General features: G+C 49.3%; 20 protein-coding genes. 15 read left to right on the plus strand and 5 right to left on the minus strand.

What is annotated here, in order from left to right; translation table 11 throughout:
• Positions 1-11 precede the first annotated feature (11 nt).
• The 10 genes from fliJ (at position 12) to rcsA (ending at position 7,162) form a co-directional block, all read left to right on the plus strand.
• Complete coding sequence (fliJ, locus tag MPHASIOC01_RS08195; RefSeq protein WP_064594342.1) at positions 12-455, plus strand: flagellar export protein FliJ; 444 nt, start codon at positions 12-14, stop codon at positions 453-455.
• Complete coding sequence (locus tag MPHASIOC01_RS08200; protein ID WP_353614325.1) at positions 452-1,735, plus strand: flagellar hook-length control protein FliK; 1,284 nt, start codon at positions 452-454, stop codon at positions 1,733-1,735. The genes fliJ and MPHASIOC01_RS08200 overlap by 4 nt, the downstream gene beginning before the upstream one ends.
• A gap of 102 nt (positions 1,736-1,837) precedes the next feature.
• Positions 1,838-2,314 carry a flagellar basal body-associated protein FliL gene (fliL, locus tag MPHASIOC01_RS08205; RefSeq protein WP_353614326.1) on the plus strand — a complete coding sequence of 159 codons (477 nt, stop codon included), beginning with the start codon at positions 1,838-1,840 and terminating at the stop codon, positions 2,312-2,314.
• Positions 2,315-2,318: 4 nt separating this feature from the next.
• Positions 2,319-3,320: a flagellar motor switch protein FliM gene (fliM, locus tag MPHASIOC01_RS08210; RefSeq protein WP_064594349.1), complete on the plus strand. Its 1,002-nt coding sequence runs from the start codon at positions 2,319-2,321 to the stop codon at positions 3,318-3,320.
• On the plus strand, positions 3,317-3,787 hold the full coding sequence (gene fliN / locus MPHASIOC01_RS08215) for a flagellar motor switch protein FliN (RefSeq protein WP_036102240.1): 471 nt from the start codon (positions 3,317-3,319) through the stop codon (positions 3,785-3,787). The genes fliM and fliN overlap by 4 nt, the downstream gene beginning before the upstream one ends.
• Positions 3,787-4,188: a flagellar biosynthetic protein FliO gene (fliO, locus tag MPHASIOC01_RS08220; protein ID WP_353614327.1), complete on the plus strand. Its 402-nt coding sequence runs from the start codon at positions 3,787-3,789 to the stop codon at positions 4,186-4,188. The genes fliN and fliO overlap by 1 nt, the downstream gene beginning before the upstream one ends.
• Positions 4,188-4,925, plus strand: a complete 738-nt coding sequence (gene fliP, locus MPHASIOC01_RS08225) for a flagellar type III secretion system pore protein FliP (protein WP_064594356.1) — start codon at positions 4,188-4,190, stop codon at positions 4,923-4,925. The genes fliO and fliP overlap by 1 nt, the downstream gene beginning before the upstream one ends.
• A 15-nt stretch (positions 4,926-4,940) precedes the next feature.
• On the plus strand, positions 4,941-5,210 hold the full coding sequence (fliQ, locus tag MPHASIOC01_RS08230; RefSeq protein WP_064594359.1) for a flagellar biosynthesis protein FliQ: 270 nt from the start codon (positions 4,941-4,943) through the stop codon (positions 5,208-5,210).
• A gap of 9 nt (positions 5,211-5,219) precedes the next feature.
• Positions 5,220-6,017, plus strand: coding sequence for a flagellar biosynthetic protein FliR (fliR, locus tag MPHASIOC01_RS08235; protein WP_353614328.1), 798 nt, complete (start codon positions 5,220-5,222; stop codon positions 6,015-6,017).
• A gap of 518 nt (positions 6,018-6,535) precedes the next feature.
• A complete protein-coding gene (gene rcsA, locus MPHASIOC01_RS08240; RefSeq protein WP_064594364.1) occupies positions 6,536-7,162 on the plus strand; it encodes a transcriptional regulator RcsA in 627 nt (208 codons plus the stop codon).
• Positions 7,163-7,417: 255 nt separating this feature from the next.
• On the opposite strand, the gene dsrB is transcribed toward rcsA, so the two are convergent.
• Positions 7,418-7,606: a protein DsrB gene (gene dsrB, locus MPHASIOC01_RS08245; RefSeq protein ID WP_036102221.1), complete on the minus strand. Its 189-nt coding sequence runs from the start codon at positions 7,604-7,606 to the stop codon at positions 7,418-7,420.
• A gap of 114 nt (positions 7,607-7,720) precedes the next feature.
• On the opposite strand from dsrB, the gene MPHASIOC01_RS08250 reads away from it, so the two are divergent.
• The 3 genes from MPHASIOC01_RS08250 (at position 7,721) to MPHASIOC01_RS08260 (ending at position 10,326) form a co-directional block, all read left to right on the plus strand.
• Positions 7,721-7,936, plus strand: coding sequence for a YodD family protein (locus MPHASIOC01_RS08250; protein ID WP_036102219.1), 216 nt, complete (start codon positions 7,721-7,723; stop codon positions 7,934-7,936).
• A gap of 346 nt (positions 7,937-8,282) precedes the next feature.
• Positions 8,283-9,095 (plus strand): mannosyl-3-phosphoglycerate phosphatase-related protein, encoded by an 813-nt coding sequence (locus tag MPHASIOC01_RS08255; RefSeq protein ID WP_353614329.1) that lies wholly within the window; start codon positions 8,283-8,285, stop codon positions 9,093-9,095.
• A 10-nt stretch (positions 9,096-9,105) separates the two neighbouring features.
• Positions 9,106-10,326 carry a hypothetical protein gene (locus MPHASIOC01_RS08260; RefSeq protein WP_064594371.1) on the plus strand — a complete coding sequence of 407 codons (1,221 nt, stop codon included), beginning with the start codon at positions 9,106-9,108 and terminating at the stop codon, positions 10,324-10,326.
• Positions 10,327-10,333: 7 nt separating this feature from the next.
• Here the strand turns inward: MPHASIOC01_RS08260 and dgcQ are convergent, their stop codons facing one another.
• From dgcQ to MPHASIOC01_RS08275, 3 genes are all read right to left on the minus strand, one after another.
• Positions 10,334-11,992, minus strand: coding sequence for a cellulose biosynthesis regulator diguanylate cyclase DgcQ (gene dgcQ / locus MPHASIOC01_RS08265; RefSeq protein WP_353614330.1), 1,659 nt, complete (start codon positions 11,990-11,992; stop codon positions 10,334-10,336).
• Between the two features lie 408 nt (positions 11,993-12,400).
• On the minus strand, positions 12,401-12,565 hold the full coding sequence (locus MPHASIOC01_RS08270) for a YodC family protein (protein WP_064594376.1): 165 nt from the start codon (positions 12,563-12,565) through the stop codon (positions 12,401-12,403).
• Between the two features lie 92 nt (positions 12,566-12,657).
• The gene (locus tag MPHASIOC01_RS08275; RefSeq protein ID WP_353614331.1) at positions 12,658-13,563 is read right to left on the minus strand and encodes a DUF808 family protein; all 906 of its coding nucleotides are present in this window, start codon (positions 13,561-13,563) and stop codon (positions 12,658-12,660) included.
• 238 nt (positions 13,564-13,801) lie between these two features.
• On the opposite strand from MPHASIOC01_RS08275, the gene yedA reads away from it, so the two are divergent.
• Entirely contained in the window at positions 13,802-14,713 is a 912-nt protein-coding gene (gene yedA, locus MPHASIOC01_RS08280; protein WP_353614332.1) for a drug/metabolite exporter YedA, read from the plus strand.
• 10 nt (positions 14,714-14,723) lie between these two features.
• Here yedA and MPHASIOC01_RS08285 read toward each other — a convergent pair whose 3' ends face one another.
• Entirely contained in the window at positions 14,724-15,209 is a 486-nt protein-coding gene (locus MPHASIOC01_RS08285) for a very short patch repair endonuclease (RefSeq protein ID WP_064594385.1), read from the minus strand.
• Positions 15,210-15,310: 101 nt separating this feature from the next.
• On the opposite strand from MPHASIOC01_RS08285, the gene dcm reads away from it, so the two are divergent.
• Positions 15,311-16,693 carry a DNA (cytosine-5-)-methyltransferase gene (gene dcm, locus MPHASIOC01_RS08290; protein WP_353614333.1) on the plus strand — a complete coding sequence of 461 codons (1,383 nt, stop codon included), beginning with the start codon at positions 15,311-15,313 and terminating at the stop codon, positions 16,691-16,693.
• Positions 16,694-16,742: the final 49 nt, after the last annotated feature.

A 16,742-nucleotide genomic window follows, 5' to 3' on the forward strand; every position in this document is an offset into this window, starting at 1 on the left:
GGGAAGTGAAAATGAGTCAACACAGTGCGTTAGACACATTACACGACCTGGCTGCCAAAGAAGTTGACGACGCCGCCATTCGTCTTGGTGATATGCGCCGTGGCTGTCAACAGGCCAAAGAGCAGCTAGAAATGCTGCTTAATTACCAGAATGAATATCGTAATAATCTGAATAATGATATGTGCCAGGGTATCGCAAGTGAGCGCTGGCGGAATTACCAGCAATTTATTGCCACACTGGACATTGCCATAGAACAACATCGCCATCAGTTGGAACAGTGGAATAACAAAGTGGAACTGGCTCTGAATTTCTGGAAAGAAAAAAAACAACGGCTCCAGGCCTGGGAAACCTTGCAGGAACGTAAAGCAACCGCCGCCCTGCAAGCAGAAAACCGCCAGGATCAGAAAAAAATGGATGAGTTTGCCCAACGGGCCACACTGAGGAAAAGCGAATGATGACGTTACCCAAAATTGCCGTTACAGCAACAACGGACTCCGGCCAGGCGACTTCTGCTGCCAGCAAGGGCAAAGGTCTCAGTACGGATTTCCTCGCCTTGCTGGGCGAAACCCTGGGCCACAAACTCACGCTTGCCAATGGTAAAACAGTCTCACTGGCGCAACTGGCGCAAAGTTCCGGTACAAAAACCACCGGAACCAGTGATGACGAGACCCAAACTTCATTGAGTGCCCTACTGGAACAGTTTGATAACGCCACAAATGGTGATGCGCAAAGTTTGATGGCGCTACTTGGAGCGAAAACCGCTACGCTGACCACCCGTGAAGGTGTAACTACCGGTGAAACGACAGCAACAACCGCGGGAAAAGGCGCCACGCTTTCTGATCAGCAAGTGTCTGCGCTGAGCGCATTGTTTGCGATGTTGCCGCAGCAAACGCAGGCAACCCCGTTACAGGCCAAAACAGCTGACGACAGTGCAACAAGCAAAGTCTCTGGTGAGGGTAGCCTCTCCACGTCATTAGCCAGTATTTTGACTACCGGTCAAAACACGGCAACCAAGCCGCATACTGCCGTTAGTAGCAATGACAAACATGTGACGGACAACACTGCTGCGATAAGTGCTCAGCAAAACGCTTTTAACCCAATGGCCGCGCAGGCTGACGTGGATACATCTGCACAAACCGCTATAGATAACAGCGTACTTAAAACCGATAAACTGGCCTCTGCGGTAAGCCAGGCAACCAGCCAGCACGCAGCCACAGCGTCCGTTTTCAGCAGCACGAATATCCTCCAGCCTCAGTCTACCGCTCAGGCAGTGGCTCCAGCGACAGCGCAAATCAATGCGCAGTTAGGTACGTCCGAATGGCAACAAAATATTGGTCAGCAAATCACATTATTCACCCGTAATGGGCAGCAAAATGCAGAATTACGCCTGCACCCTGCAGAGCTGGGATCGGTACAAATTAGCCTGAAACTGGAAGACAACCAGGCTCAGTTGCATATGGTCGCGGCCCACAGCCATGTGCGCGCCGCACTGGAAGCCGCACTGCCAACCCTGCGCACACAACTGGCAGAAAGTGGTATACAGTTGGGCCAGAGTAGCATTAGCAGCGATAACTTTGCCGGGCAGCAGCAACAACAGTTCAGTCAACAAAATAGCGGCAGCAACAGTAATCAAACTGGGTTTATGGCCGATAACAGTGCCGACCAGGCAATCATCGCCCCGGTCAGTCTCACGGCAACAGGCTCTGGCAACAATGCCATTGATATCTTTGCTTAAACGTTGAAGTAGCGCGAATAATCGCGTCTTTTCCCGCTATTGTTCACCGGTGAAGACGCGATAATGAAATGACGCAGTACAGACACAGGAATAATTCGCCAAATGACTGATACAGTTACTAAAGGTAAAGGAAGCAAACGTAAAATCTGGATACCTTTACTGGTCCTGATTACTCTGGCTGCCTGCGCAGTAGCCGGTTACAGCTACTGGCGTATGCAACAGGCACCTGCGGGTAATACCGCGCATGCTGAACCGCCTCCGCCACCTCCTGCACCTGTTTTTTTCCCGCTGGATACGTTTACAGTTAATCTGGGCAATGCAGATCGTGTGCTGTATATCGGTATTACGCTGCGCCTCAAAGATGAAGCGACGCGCCAGCGTATCAGCGACTTTCTGCCGGAAGTACGCAGTCGTTTGTTGATGCTGCTTTCACGCCAGGATGCAAATGTGCTCGCAACCGATGAAGGTAAGCAAAAATTGATGGAAGCTATCAAACAAACGCTTGCTCCTCCTCTGGTGCCGGGGCAACCCCAACAGGTTGTCACTGACGTGTTGTACACTGCCTTTATTTTGCGGTGATGTGATGGGTGACAGTATTCTTTCTCAGGCAGAAATCGATGCTTTGCTCAATGGTGGCAATGACAGCAGCGATGAGCCAAAAAAAACCGGGTCAGAGGGTGATGTTCGCCCCTATGACCCCAATACACAGCGCAGGATGGTACGTGAGCGTCTCCAGGCACTGGAGATAATCAACGAACGTTTTGCGCGCCAGTTCCGCATGGGGTTATTTAACCTGTTACGTCGTAGCCCGGATATTACAGTTGGTGCGATTCGTATTCAGCCCTATCTGGAATTTGCCCGTAACTTACCGGTTCCAACTAACCTCAACCTGATTCATTTAAAGCCGTTACGCGGCACCGGGCTGTTTGTTTTTTCGCCAAGCCTGGTGTTTATTGCGGTAGATAACTTGTTTGGTGGCGATGGCCGCTTTCCTACCAAAGTTGAAGGCCGTGAGTTTACCCATACCGAACAGCGGGTTATCAACCGTATGCTGAAACTGGCACTGGAAGCCTACAGTGACGCCTGGAAAGCGATTTATCCATTAGATATCGAGTATGTTCGTTCTGAAATGCAGGTGAAATTCACTAACATCACCACATCACCGAACGATATTGTGGTTAACACGCCCTTCCATGTGGAAATTGGTACGCTGACCGGTGAATTCAATATTTGTCTGCCTTTCAGCATGATAGAGCCGTTACGTGAAACACTGGTTAACCCGCCACTGGAAAACTCCCGTCAGGAAGACCAGTCATGGCGTGAAACACTGGTTCGCCAGGTTCAGCATTCTGAGCTGGAACTGACAGCCAACTTCGCCGATGTTTCGCTACGCTTATCAGAAGTACTGAAATTAAAACCTGGCGATGTACTGCCAATTGAAAAACCGGATCGCATTATCGCCCATGTGGATGGTGTACCGGTACTGACCAGCCAGTACGGCACCCTCAATGGCCAGTACGCGCTGCGCGTTGAACATTTGATTAACCCGATTTTGAATTCGATGAATGAGGAACAGCCCAAATGAGTGATACCAACCAACCGTCCGATGGAAAAGAAGGCTCAGTGGACGATCTGTGGGCTGACGCGCTGAACGAACAAAAAAGTACAGAATCGGCCGATGACCCATGGGCGGAAGCACTGAACGAACAGAAAGAAGCGGAAAGCAAACCAGCCGCCAGCAGCGACGGTATTTTCCGTTCCCTTGAAGACAAAGACGTTACCGGCTCTTTACAGGATATCGATTTAATTATGGATATCCCGGTCAAACTGACCGTTGAACTGGGCCGTACCCGCATGACCATTAAAGAGCTGTTAAAACTGACACAAGGTTCTATTGTATCACTGGAAGGTCTGGCGGGTGAGCCGCTGGATATTCTGATAAACGGCTACCTGATTGCACAAGGGGAAGTCGTGGTTGTGGCAGATAAATACGGTGTACGTATTACTGATATTATCACGCCTTCTGAACGTATGCGTCGCCTGAGCCGCTGATGGCAAACCAGACCAGCACGGTAGTCGCGCAGGATGTCAGCTCACCTGTCACATCTCTTATCCAGGTGAGCGCAGCGTTGTGCGTCATCATCATTCTGATTCTGGGCATTGCGTGGTTTGCCAAACGCTTTGGTTTCACCCCGAGGCATAGTAATGCCCGGGGGCTGAAAGTTACTGCCAGTGTTACCGTTGGGCAGCGTGAAAAAGTGGTTATCGTTGACGTAGAAAATGCCCGTCTGGTTTTAGGCGTAACCGCCACGCAAATAACCCATTTACACACCCTGCCTCCGGCCATACCGGATGAAGAAGAAACCCATGCGGATGGTTCACCAGCGCCACGCAAACCGCAGAGTTTTCAGGATGCACTAAAAACAATTCTTAAACGTCAGGGGAAGCAGTGATGCGTCGTTTACTGCCTTTCGCTTTAGCGGGTTTATGGTTTGTCATGCCCGCCGCTTTTGCTCAGTTACCTGGTATTATCAGCCAGCCACTGTCCGGTGGTGGGCAAAGCTGGTCTCTACCCATTCAAACGCTGGTTTTCATCACCTCACTGACCTTCCTGCCAGCGGTGCTGCTGATGATGACCAGTTTTACCCGTATCATTATCGTATTTGGTTTACTACGAAATGCACTGGGTACCGCCTCTTCGCCGCCAAACCAGGTATTACTGGGTTTGGCGCTGTTTCTGACCTTTTTTATTATGGCACCGGTGTTCGATAAAATTTATACCGATGCCTATCAGCCTTTCAGCCAGAATCAGATTTCAATGGAGCAGGCAATTGAAAAAGGTGCGCAACCTTTACGGCAGTTTATGTTGCGCCAGACGCGTGAAGCAGATCTGGCGCTGTTTGCCCGGTTGTCCAAGTCTCCGCCTATCCAGGGGCCAGAAGACGTGCCGATGCGTATTCTGTTGCCTGCTTATGTCACCAGTGAGTTAAAGACAGCATTTCAAATTGGTTTTACCATTTTCATCCCGTTTCTCATCATTGACCTGGTGGTTGCCAGCGTATTGATGGCACTGGGGATGATGATGGTTCCACCTGCTACCATCTCACTGCCCTTTAAACTCATGCTATTTGTTCTGGTGGATGGCTGGCAATTGCTGGTCAGTTCACTGGCTCAAAGTTTTTACAGCTAACCAGGAGACCCTGCGATGACACCTGAATCGGTCATGATGATGGGTACGGAAGCAATGCGTATCGCCATTATGCTGGCAGCCCCGCTGCTGTTGGTGGCGCTGGTCAGCGGATTATTGATAAGCATGCTCCAGGCAGCAACTCAGATAAACGAAATGACGCTGGCCTTTATTCCTAAAATTCTGGCTGTGTTCCTGACGATTATTTTTGCCGGGCCGTGGATGCTGAACCTGCTGCTTGATTATATGCGCACGCTGTTCACCAATTTACCTTATATTATTGGTTAAGAATTATTTATGGTTGAGGTCACCAGTTTACAGTGGGCCGAGTGGCTGAACCTTTACTTCTGGCCATTGCTGCGCATTATGGCACTGGTTGCGACTGCCCCCGTTTTGAGCGAACGGGCGATTCCACGCCAGGTTAAACTGGGGCTGGGATTGATTATTACCGTGGTGGTCGCCCCGTTGTTACCTCCCTTCCCGATGATTCCCATTTTTTCTGCTGAAGGTATTTGGACAGCATTTCAGCAAACAATGATTGGTATTGCTATGGGCTTTACCATGCAAATTGCATTTGCCGCTATTCGTGCCGCCGGGGAAATTGTTGGTTTACAGATGGGTTTGTCGTTTGCAACGTTCCTTGACCCGTCCAGCAATATGAGCATGCCTGTGCTGGCACGGTTTATGGAGATACTGGCACTACTGCTATTCCTGACGTGGAATGGCCATCTATGGATGATTTCCCTGCTGGTTGATTCCTTTCACACACTGCCCATCGGCCCATCACTGATCAACGCCAATGTTTTTATGTCTCTGGCCCGTGCAGGAAGCCTTATCTTTATCAATGGCGTCATGCTCGCACTACCGCTGATTACGCTATTGCTCACGGTCAACCTCGCATTAGGCCTGCTGAACCGCATGACGCCGCAATTATCTGTTTTTGTGATTGGTTTCCCGATCACGCTTACCACAGGTATGATCATCATCGCTGTTTTGATGCCGCTTATCTCCCCCTTCGCCGAACGTCTGTTTGCAGATTTGTTTAATTTGCTTTCTGAAATCATTAGCAATCCTGGAGTACCGATGTCCTCCTGACGTATTCGGAACCTAAGGAAAATCTTAAAATAAAAATAACCAAACACCCTCAATCGTAAAGCGGGCCTGCTTTAAAAGGTTTTAGGCTCTTCATATAACAAAACATTCTCTTTACTTTGAGAAGATTCCTGGCAAATTATACAGAACTTTACGGGATAGTGACTTTACCTGAAATACAGAGATACTTCTGGTGAATGGCTTGTCTGCTGAATGTTTATTTGTGTTGCACAACACGCCCGTCAGGAAACAGATTTGAATGCACTGTATCCCAACTGCTATTCAGATGGTTGCAGTTCAGGAAAATAATGTCTGGAGATGTGGAGCATTTTCAGTGCTTATGTGTGCGCATGAGATAACCGTGCTAACAGGTATTTGTTTCAATCATAAAGAGCACAAGCAAACAGCCATTTTTGTCTTTCAGGCACGCTAATCCAGTATGGATTTTTGTTTAGCGTCACGACGCCAATGGTTAACATACGTTGTGCTTTAACGGATAACACGTTTAGTGAGGGTTTGCTATGTCGACAATTATCATGGACTTATGTAGCTATACCCGGCTAGGGCTCACTGGTTACCTCGCCAGTCGGGGGGTAAAGAAGCGACATATTTTGAATGTTGAAAATGTCGGTGAACTTGCCGTCTCTTGCCAGTCCGCCCAGCCTAATGTGGTATTTATAAATGAAGATTGTTTTATTCATGATGCAGAAAGTAGCCAACGGATAAAGCAGATCATCAATCAATATCCATCCACACTGTTTATTGTGTTCATGGCCATTGCCAATATTCATTTTGACGAATATTTGCGCGTTCGGAAAAACTTATTGATTAGTTCTAAATCAATTAAGCCTGAAGCACTGGACAGCATTATTGGTGATTATTTAGCAACCGAAAATCAGTGTATTACACAGATATCCGTTCCTACTTTATCGTTAAGCCGCACTGAATCCCATATGTTAAAAATGTGGATGTCCGGGCAGGATACCATTCAAATTTCTGATCAGATGAATATCAAGGCTAAGACAGTCTCATCCCACAAAGGGAATATTAAGAAGAAGATTAAAACACACAATAAGCAGGTGATTTATCATGTAGTACGTCTGGCTGATAACGTCACAAATGGCATTTTTGTTAATATGCGCTCGTAGTCATTACAACTCTTTACCCTACACGAAAATAATAGATAACCTGTACATCAACGGCATGTGTTTGACCCGTTAATCACATTGCCGTCGGCGGCACGAAAGTTACCGCAACAACCTGAATAACCATGAATAACCATGAATAACAATCAGTTAAAACCCTTCCCCTAAAAATATCCCAAAAAAACAACAGCCATTCAAAAACGGCAAAAAAAACCGGGCAGCATAATAGATAACCTGGTAGTGGTATCCCAAAGAGGATCAGGCGGTTTTCTCAACAAATATGCCATCCGGGTGGTCTTTTTCATTAAAGAACCAAATACCCAAGGGGTAATCTTCCAGTGAAACCAGATACATGGTGCCTTCACTGAATTGCTCCACTGCCAGCACAACCCCAGGGCGTCGCGGACCACCATCTGTTTTCACCGTCACATGATCGTTAATATTCATACCACCCTCCGAATCAATGTTGGGTTTAGTTTAGATGAATTTGCCAGACCAGGTAACCCCAAAAAATACAGCTATACTTTAACTGGCTAATTGGCGTTCAGAGGGGTAACAGAAATGACTTCCCGTAACACTGGCAGTAACGCTGTCGATGTGGATGCTTTACTGGCAGCCATCAATGAAATTAGCGAAAGTGAAGTGCGTCGGGCTGACAATGCGGAACACCCGCAGCGTGTGAGTGTTGACGGACGCAACTTTCACACCTGGCCTGAGCTTGCTGATGCATTCGAACTGGATATTCGTGATTTCAGCGTAGCCGAAATTAACCGTTAAAATAAAGCGCCCCGGCTATAGGTTTTATTCTATGGCCGGGGCGAACTCTTGCCTGCGCAAGCAGCATCATAAATTCGTTACACCAGAAAAACCGGTGCCGCAGGAAAACATAACTACAGATTCCCCTTAAAACAAGGATATATTCTATTGCTCCTGTCTTTACAAAGTGAAATACGCCGCAGGCTATGTATTGTTGCTGTTTTATCCATAAGAAAAACGACTGTCTGAACCGGCTGGAATCAGCGTATTCTTAGGAATAACCTGGCGACATACGCTGTCCCAATTCTGTAACCGTAATACAGCATGCTTTCTGTGTTGTAGTGGGCGATAAGGAAAGGAGGACAACATGCCGCATCTTCATCAGCCTTTGCTGATTTTTAGTGACCTCGATGGCACCCTCCTCGATCACCATACTTATGACTGGCAACCTGCTGCCAGTTGGCTGGCACGCCTGAAGCAACATGACGTGCCAGTGATATTGTGCAGCAGCAAAACTCCCGCCGAAATCACCCGGTGGCAAAAAATACTGGGTTTAACCGGCTACCCGTTTATCGCAGAAAATGGTGCGGCGATTCAGTACCCGGGCCCGGACAGTAAACCAGAACCACTGACCCACAATGGCATTACCCGGGCAAACATCGGCGAACAACTCCATTCACTGCGGCGGAATTTCCGGTTTACAGGGTTTCTCGATGTGGGTGTCGACCAGATTTGTAGCTGGACCGGATTAAGCCCTGAACAGGCCGCTCTTGCCATGCAGCGCACCGCATCGGAACCCCTGATATGGGAGGATACGCCCGAACGCCTCGGCCAGTTCCGTGAAGCGTTAAGCTGTGTTGGCCTTGGCCTGACTCAGGGCGGGCGTTTTTGGCATGTTGCTGATCTTGATGCAGGGAAAGGCCGGGGGGCGCAGGCCATCATTACTTTTTACCAGCAACATGATGGTATTCACCGCCTGACATTAGGGTTGGGTGACGCGCCAAATGACGTCAGCCTGCTTAATCAGATGGATTATGCCGTGATTATTAACAGTCACGGCGCGGGCACACTCTGCCCGGAACAAGAACAACGACAACCTGACCGTATTTTGCGTACCACGCACTACGGCCCTGAGGGCTGGCGAGAAGGCCTGGATCACTTTATTTCAGTTTCCGATTGAGGAGGAAATAATGACCGACTTTCACCAAAATGGTGTCATCACAAACTTTCATAACCTGGTTAAACGGCCAACGGAATCGCTGGAAACCGCTCTGCGCGGCTTCTCCCGTAAACATAAAATGGGTCTGATACTCCCCTCACTTTTTTCTGAGCTGGAAGGCCCCGCGTTAAAGAATATTATTACCCAACTGGCAAGCGTAGACTGGCTGGAGGAGGTAGTGATTGGTCTGGACAATGCCAGCAGGGAGCAGTTTCTCTACGCCCGCGAATTTTTCTCCCAACTACCTCAACATCACCGGATTTTGTGGAATGACGGGCCACGCCTGAAAGCTCTTGATGCCGAACTGGAAAAAGAGGGGCTCGCCCCCGGTGCTATGGGCAAAGGGCGCAATGTCTGGTTTTGCACCGGTTACACACTGGCTTCAGATAAAACCCAGTGTGTTGCCCTGCACGACTGCGACATTCTCACCTGGGATAAAGGCATGCTGGCACGGCTTTTTTACCCGGTTGCCAACCCGTCGTTTGACTATGTTTTCAGTAAAGGGTTTTATGCCCGGGTTGCCAATAACAAACTGAATGGCCGTGTGGGTCGTTTGCTGGTCGGCCCATTACTGCGTTCTTTACGTATGATTTATGGCAACAGTGACTACCTGGAATACCTGAGCAGTTTCCGTTACCCGTTGTCTGGTGAGTTCGCCATGCGCACGCAAGTTTTGAAAGGCATTAAAATCCCGGGAGACTGGGGGCTGGAAATTGGCGTGTTATCTGAAATCTACCGCAATTATGCAACCCGGCAAACCTGCCAGGTTGAAATTGCTGATAACTACGATCATAAGCACCAGAACCTGACGGGTGAAGACGGTAGTGGGGGTTTACGGCGTATGTGTAATGACATTGTCCAGTCATTACTGCGCAAACTGGCAACCCAGGGCGCACAGGTAACCGGGGATTCTTTTCGGGTACTTAAAGCGACCTATTACCGCAATGCGCTGGATGTCATTGAAATGTACCGCCATGATGCGGTGATGAATGGCCTGTCGTTTGACCTGCACAACGAAGAAGCCGCCGTTGAGATGTTTACGCAGGTGATTCTTGAAGCAGGCCAGGCCTTTGTAGAACGGCCTAATGACAAACCTTTCATTCCCAGTTGGAGCCGGGTTCAGTCCGCCTTTCCTGACCTGCTGCCACGGCTGTATGACGCAGTTGAACAGGACAATAAAGGCGAGGTTTAATGGCTAATTAATCTTCTGCGCAAACCCGGTTCCGGCCGCCTTCTTTAGCGGCGTATAACCGCTTGTCTGCAACGGATTGCAGATGTTCAAAGTCATAATCGCCTTTTTCTGTTGAACTGCTGACACCAAACGATGCGCTGATGGCAATAAGCACTTCCGCACTGTACACCACAGGCTTACTGGCAAGCCTTTCACGAATACGTTCAGCTGCCTGTGTCGCATCAGCGATACTGGCTCCTGGCATCACAATACAAAATTCCTCGCCCCCTACCCGCCCGGCAATATCCTGTTTGCGCACCGTATTGCTGATAACTGCTGCGGCATGTTTCAGCACTTTATCCCCGGCCTGATGCCCCCAGGTGTCATTGATGCTTTTGAAGTGATCAAGATCTAACTGGATCACCGAAAAAGGCTGTGTATTCGGGCGGCAACTGGCCGACAACTGCTGAGCCTGGTCTATAAACGCGCCACGGTTAAACAGACGCGTCATTGTGTCGTAGTTTGCACGCCATGAAAGGGTGTTTTGCATCACGGACATATTGATGACCAGACGGCGGATAAAATACCAGGTTCCTGTCAGCAATACGGTGAACATGACCCAGACGAAAAGCAGCAGCATAATGATATGCCCAAAATCGCCCTGAAACCCCTGGTAGAGATTATGCTCCCGAATCAGAACGCCATCGAAACTGTCCAGTTTCGCCCAGGTAATAAAACGGTTTTGCATCCGCAGAGCACCAACAGTATTGCTGCTCATATCCTGCGCCAGGCGTGCCTGATCAACAGGGCTCATCACCAGGTGCTCACCATGTCGCCCCATACTGGATGTCAGTGCAGTTAGTTTGCTGTCCAGCAGGTAAACCGCACCATCAGTAGTTGAATGTTGTTCAGCAATACCTTTAAGGTAGCCATGCAACACATCCAGCGTGAAATCCATGCCAATCACGCCATACCAGTGCCCTTCGTAATCCAGTGGGATACTGGCTGTTACCACCTGATACTCCGGGTTTTCCTTATCCTGATAATAACTCCAGCACACTGCGCGACCTGGGTTATTCGCCAGGGATTGCCGGGCAAAAGATGGCCGGGACAACATGCGCTGGAAAGTGGTCTGTAATGACTTATCCAGCACATGCCCGTTGCTGGAAACAAACATCCCGGCACGGGAAATATACCAGGTGTTGAACTGGAGCGTACTGGCATAACGCGATAGCGGCAGCAAGTAGCTCAGTTCCAGCGCGGCACTCAATTCTCTGTCGATGGTGTTGTTGTTACGCATTAAATCGCTGTGTTGCTCAACAAACGCTTCAGATACCCCAAACACAGGAATGGTACGCCGCTGGTCATAACTGACAGACCACCAGGGTTTATGGCGTTCGCGATTAAATGCTTTCATGCCTGGATGGGTGTTATTCGTAATAAAAGGCGTATCCAGTGAAAACTCCATTGCCTGCTGATAAAAAAACAAAATATCAACACTGTGCTGCAGTTGCTTGTCCAGAGAAGAGGCAATGTTATCCAGGGTATTACGCTGGTCGCTGATATAGGCCTGCTCCAGCATCGCGCCTTCACGCCACATCAATAGCGACGCCCCAAAAAACACAAGGGTAAAACAGAGCGTAACAAGTTTTTGGGGGTTTTTGATGGTGGTTAACTTAGCGAACATGCGGCCTCACTGGCTCCATCCGCTCTGCGTACTGGCAAAAATACGGTGCAACTGCCGTACTCAGATGCTGCGGAATCCCTTCATACATCAAATTGCGGCAACAACGGCAACTACGCCGGCGGTATTGATTTCCGGCAGCATCCATTTTCCGCAAAAAAGCAAAGCGGACACTGCATCGCAGACAGACATGCATAACAATTGAAAATGTTGGGTATGGACAGAATCACCGGCGTTACCGCCCACAGAAATGGAAATGGCGTAAAACCGGAGAAGATTTGCGCGATATCATATAGTCCGTGCCATTATCGGTAAATACGATATAGACTAATCCTGGATAACCGGCAGCCCATACGGGACTGCCGGGTACTGTTTATTTCTTTGCACTGGATAACGCGGAATGACAGCTCGCTAATCCATTCCACCAGCAATTAATTCATCCTCATGGAAGGCTTCACGTTGTACGCAAAAACCATCGTACCAACGGCACTCCACCATGCCACTGGCATAACCCGTGACTATCATCCGGGGTCCGCCTGATTTACGCCGCACTTCATCACTGACGAAAAAGACCATCTTTGCCTCCATTATCAGGGTGAATACCAACAGATAATGTATAGCAAGAGTTCTGGCAGTTTGCGCACAAAAAATGCGCAATTATTCTCCGTTTATTTACCCGCTTTAATGCGGTTCACCAGAGCCACGGCCCCGACAACCAGAGTGCCAAGCAGCATTCCCACAACCAGCGTAGCTACCGGGGTGATTAACCAGCCCGGTAATTTTTCAGATAATGCTGAAAGCGCCTCAATGTGATGGTGTAGCCAGGGGACACCATGAACCAAAATACCGCCACCCACTAAAAACATGGCAAGAGTGCCCACCACGGACAACACTTTCATCAACCAGGGGGCGAGTATCAATAACCCTTTACCCAGAATTTGTGCCAACACTGAAGGGCGTTTTTCCAGCCACCAGCCCATATCGTCAAGCTTAACGATAACGCCCACTATGCCGTACACCCCAACAGTAACCAGCAGCGCAATCCCTGCCAGTATCACTATCTGGTTCACTAATGGCGCACTGGAGACAATCCCCAATGTCAGCGCGACAATTTCTGCCGAGAGGATAAAGTCAGTGCGTATGGCGCCTTTTACTTTCGCTCGTTCGTACTGCATTGGATCCTGGTTCACCAGTTGGCTGAGCCGCGCCTCGCGCTGTTCATCTGAGTTTTCATGGCGTGATGCCAGGCTGTGCAGCACTTTCTCCATGCCTTCGAAGCACAAAAACGCACCGCCCAGCATTAATAACGGTGTAATTGCCCAGGGAATAAATGCACTAATAAGTAAGGCAAGAGGTACCAAAATCACCTTGTTGACCAGCGACCCTTTTGCCACCTGCCACACCACGGGCAATTCCCGGTTGGCCCTCACGCCAGTGACTTGTTGCGCATTGAGCGATAAATCATCACCCAGCACACCTGCCGTTTTCTTCGCGGCAAGTTTCCCCATAACAGAAATGTCATCCAGTAATGTTGCAATATCATCCAGTAAGGTTAATAAACTACTTCCTGCCACAGGTATCTGTCCTCATCATTATTATGTCTGTACATCGCTTGACCGCCAGGTGAAAAGAAACGCCAGCGCTGGCGCAAACAGGCGCATCTCACCCACTCGCAGCAGGATTACCCTGCTGAAACCGTGCATATGTCAACACAAAAATAACACCAATGACACAAGTAAATTACTCGCCAGTCAGATGCTTTTCCGGTTAACTATCAGGGTACTTATTATTAGTCGGATTTTGCGAGGGATTATGCGTATTGGCAATTTGTTGCCGTTAGTCGGTGCGTTGTTTGCGCTCTATATTATCTGGGGTTCAACCTACTTTGCTATTCGGATTGGCGTTGAAAGCTGGCCGCCACTGATGATGGCAGGAACGCGTTTTTTATGTGCGGGTATCTTGTTGTTAATTTTTTTATTGATTCGTGGGCATCGCCTGCCGCCTGTACGCCAGATTTTTAATGCGGTGCTGCTGGGTTTTCTGTTGTTAGCCGTAGGAAATGGCCTGGTTACGGTCGCAGAACACCAAAATGTCCCTTCCGGTATTGCCGCGGTAATGGTAGCTACGGTGCCGTTATTCACCCTGTGTTTTAGTCGGTTGTTCGGTATCAAAACACGGAAAATAGAATGGATGGGCATTGCCTTCGGTCTTGCAGGTATTGTGCTACTGAACAGTGGCGGCAACCTGAGTGGTAACCCCTGGGGCGCACTGATGATCCTGATTGGTTCATTAAGCTGGGCATTTGGCTCAGTATATGGTTCACGTATTACTCTGCCGCAAGGGATGATGGCCGGAGCCATTGAAATGCTGGCGGCGGGCGTTATTTTACTGTTTGCCTCGGCACTTTCAGGTGAACACCTCACCGCTCTGCCCTCAGCCTCCGGATTCTTTGCCATCGCCTACCTGACTTTATTTGGGTCGATTATTGCCATTAATGCTTATATGTACCTGATACGTAATGTCTCCCCGGCCATTGCGACCAGTTATGCTTATGTTAACCCGGTGGTGGCAGTCTTGCTCGGAACAGGATTTGCCGGTGAATCACTCTCAGGCAAAGAGTGGCTGGCGCTGGGGATTATTATTTTCGCCGTGGTGCTGGTGACACTTGGGAAGACGTTGTTTCCGGTAAAAACCGCCGCAGAACCTTGCCCGGCAGAGAAGTAACGCCATCTGGTCAGGCGGATACACTGCCTGACCGGTCATGAATGCCCTGCGAGTCAATTTCCGCCAGGAGTCCACCACCAAAAAGCCACTCCTCCAGCCGCGTGGAGAGTTGTTCGTCATTTAGTTTTTCTTTCCCGCGTAACGCACACTCCCATACCCACAATACCCGCCAGCCACTGGCAATTAATTGTTGGCTGTCACGCGCATCCCGTTGCACATTTTTACCCAGTTTGTCGAGCCAGAATTCGGTACGCGTTGCCGGAACCTTAAACAAATGGCAATGATGACGATGCCAGAAACAACCATGGGTAAACACCACACACTGTTGCGCATCAACAACAAAATCGGGGCAGCCTGGCAATGTTTTATCCTGCACACGGTAATCGAAACCCAGGCTGTCAAGCAGCCCGGCCAGGCGCTGTTCTATTGCTGTATCCCGGGTGTGAATGGCCTGCATATTTTTGCGCCGTACCGCTTTGCTGTGAACATCTGCCATCGTTTTTCCCTGTAGGTAAAAATATGTGCAACATGCTGCCAATAGGCGAAGCGTGCCATGTGTGGTAATCTTCGCGCACTTTCTGCGGATAAGATTGCACCATGGACGCGACTGAATCACTGATTACGCCAACAGCATTTACTGGCACAGATGCAGACTGCCTGCAGCATGTGCTGGCTGTTTATGATACCAAAACCGTTCTTGCGGCGCTGAACGAAGTCAGCCCTGGCCGCTGGAACCGCCCCAAACTACAACAGGCTTGTCAGCACAACGGCCAGGCATTAACCGAGGCAGAAATAATCCGGTTAGCCGCCATGCTACCTTCCCCCCCGCCGACACCGAAAGACCGTTTTCGCTTTATTGACCTGTTTGCCGGTATTGGCGGCATTCGTAGTGGGTTTGAAGCAATTGGTGGCGAGTGTGTTTTTACCAGTGAATGGAATAAACATGCGGTAAAAACCTACAAAGCAAACTGGTACTGCAGCCCTGCGCACAAATTTAACCATGACATTCGCGATATCACCCTGAGCAACCAGCCGGAAATCAGCCAGCAGGCTGCCTGGCAGCATATCGACGATAATATTCCCGACCACCATGTATTGCTGGCCGGTTTTCCCTGCCAGCCATTCAGCCTGGCGGGGGTGAGTAAGAAGAATGCGCTCGGGCGTGCACACGGTTTTGAGTGTGAAACCCAGGGGACACTCTTTTTCGATGTTGCCCGCATTATTGCGGTTAAACGCCCGGCTATTTTTGTGCTGGAGAATGTTAAGAACCTGAAAAGCCATGATAAAGGCAACACATTTCGGGTTATCCAGAACACCCTTGATGAACTGGGTTACGATGTAGCAGACAGTAGCGACAACAGTGCCTCAGACCCGAAAATTATCGACGGGAAGCATTTTCTGCCTCAGCACCGTGAGCGAATTGTTCTGGTCGGTTTTCGTCGCGATTTAGCCCTGGCTGATAACTTCACCCTGCGTGATATTACACAGTTTTACCCGGAACAACGCCCAACATTCAGCAATCTGCTGGATGATGAGGTTAACCCGAAATACATCCTCAGCGAAATCCTGTGGAAGTACCTGTATAACTACGCACGCAAACACCGGGAAAAAGGGAATGGCTTTGGTTTTGGGCTGGTTGACCCGCACAACCCCCATGCTGTTGCGCGAACACTATCAGCACGTTACTACAAAGATGGCTCCGAGATTCTGGTAGACCGTGGCTGGAACAGTGCATTAGGTGAACAGGATTTCGGTGATAAAGGCAACCAGGCGAATCGCCCCCGTAAGCTGACCCCCCGCGAATGTGCACGCCTGATGGGCTTTGAACAACCTGGTGAAGCCCGGTTCCGTATCCCGGTCTCAGATACCCAGGCCTGGCGCCAGTTTGGTAATTCAGTGGTGGTTCCGGTCTTTGCTGCAGTGGCAAAATTACTGGCATCGCGCATTGATAAAGCCGTTGAGCTGACACGCAAGCCATAAAAGAACCCGGCTTAGCCGGGTTCTTTATTAATGTACAGAGCAGTCTTCA

Source organism: Mangrovibacter phragmitis (genome assembly GCF_040429585.1).
GTDB classification, from domain to species: Bacteria; Pseudomonadota; Gammaproteobacteria; order Enterobacterales; family Enterobacteriaceae; genus Mangrovibacter; species Mangrovibacter phragmitis.

What these genes read in the sequence shown, in the direction of transcription:
- fliJ (WP_064594342.1), top strand. Translation starts at nt 12, where the DNA reads ATGAGTCAACACAGTGCGTTAGACACATTACACGACCTGGCTGCCAAA.
- MPHASIOC01_RS08200 (WP_353614325.1), top strand. Translation starts at nt 452, where the DNA reads ATGATGACGTTACCCAAAATTGCCGTTACAGCAACAACGGACTCCGGC.
- fliL (WP_353614326.1), top strand. Translation starts at nt 1,838, where the DNA reads ATGACTGATACAGTTACTAAAGGTAAAGGAAGCAAACGTAAAATCTGG.
- fliM (WP_064594349.1), top strand. Translation starts at nt 2,319, where the DNA reads ATGGGTGACAGTATTCTTTCTCAGGCAGAAATCGATGCTTTGCTCAAT.
- fliN (WP_036102240.1), top strand. Translation starts at nt 3,317, where the DNA reads ATGAGTGATACCAACCAACCGTCCGATGGAAAAGAAGGCTCAGTGGAC.
- fliO (WP_353614327.1), top strand. Translation starts at nt 3,787, where the DNA reads ATGGCAAACCAGACCAGCACGGTAGTCGCGCAGGATGTCAGCTCACCT.
- fliP (WP_064594356.1), top strand. Translation starts at nt 4,188, where the DNA reads ATGCGTCGTTTACTGCCTTTCGCTTTAGCGGGTTTATGGTTTGTCATG.
- fliQ (WP_064594359.1), top strand. Translation starts at nt 4,941, where the DNA reads ATGACACCTGAATCGGTCATGATGATGGGTACGGAAGCAATGCGTATC.
- fliR (WP_353614328.1), top strand. Translation starts at nt 5,220, where the DNA reads ATGGTTGAGGTCACCAGTTTACAGTGGGCCGAGTGGCTGAACCTTTAC.
- rcsA (WP_064594364.1), top strand. Translation starts at nt 6,536, where the DNA reads ATGTCGACAATTATCATGGACTTATGTAGCTATACCCGGCTAGGGCTC.
- dsrB (WP_036102221.1), bottom strand. Translation starts at nt 7,606, where the DNA reads ATGAATATTAACGATCATGTGACGGTGAAAACAGATGGTGGTCCGCGA.
- MPHASIOC01_RS08250 (WP_036102219.1), top strand. Translation starts at nt 7,721, where the DNA reads ATGACTTCCCGTAACACTGGCAGTAACGCTGTCGATGTGGATGCTTTA.
- MPHASIOC01_RS08255 (WP_353614329.1), top strand. Translation starts at nt 8,283, where the DNA reads ATGCCGCATCTTCATCAGCCTTTGCTGATTTTTAGTGACCTCGATGGC.
- MPHASIOC01_RS08260 (WP_064594371.1), top strand. Translation starts at nt 9,106, where the DNA reads ATGACCGACTTTCACCAAAATGGTGTCATCACAAACTTTCATAACCTG.
- dgcQ (WP_353614330.1), bottom strand. Translation starts at nt 11,992, where the DNA reads ATGTTCGCTAAGTTAACCACCATCAAAAACCCCCAAAAACTTGTTACG.
- MPHASIOC01_RS08270 (WP_064594376.1), bottom strand. Translation starts at nt 12,565, where the DNA reads ATGGTCTTTTTCGTCAGTGATGAAGTGCGGCGTAAATCAGGCGGACCC.
- yedA (WP_353614332.1), top strand. Translation starts at nt 13,802, where the DNA reads ATGCGTATTGGCAATTTGTTGCCGTTAGTCGGTGCGTTGTTTGCGCTC.
- MPHASIOC01_RS08285 (WP_064594385.1), bottom strand. Translation starts at nt 15,209, where the DNA reads ATGGCAGATGTTCACAGCAAAGCGGTACGGCGCAAAAATATGCAGGCC.
- dcm (WP_353614333.1), top strand. Translation starts at nt 15,311, where the DNA reads ATGGACGCGACTGAATCACTGATTACGCCAACAGCATTTACTGGCACA.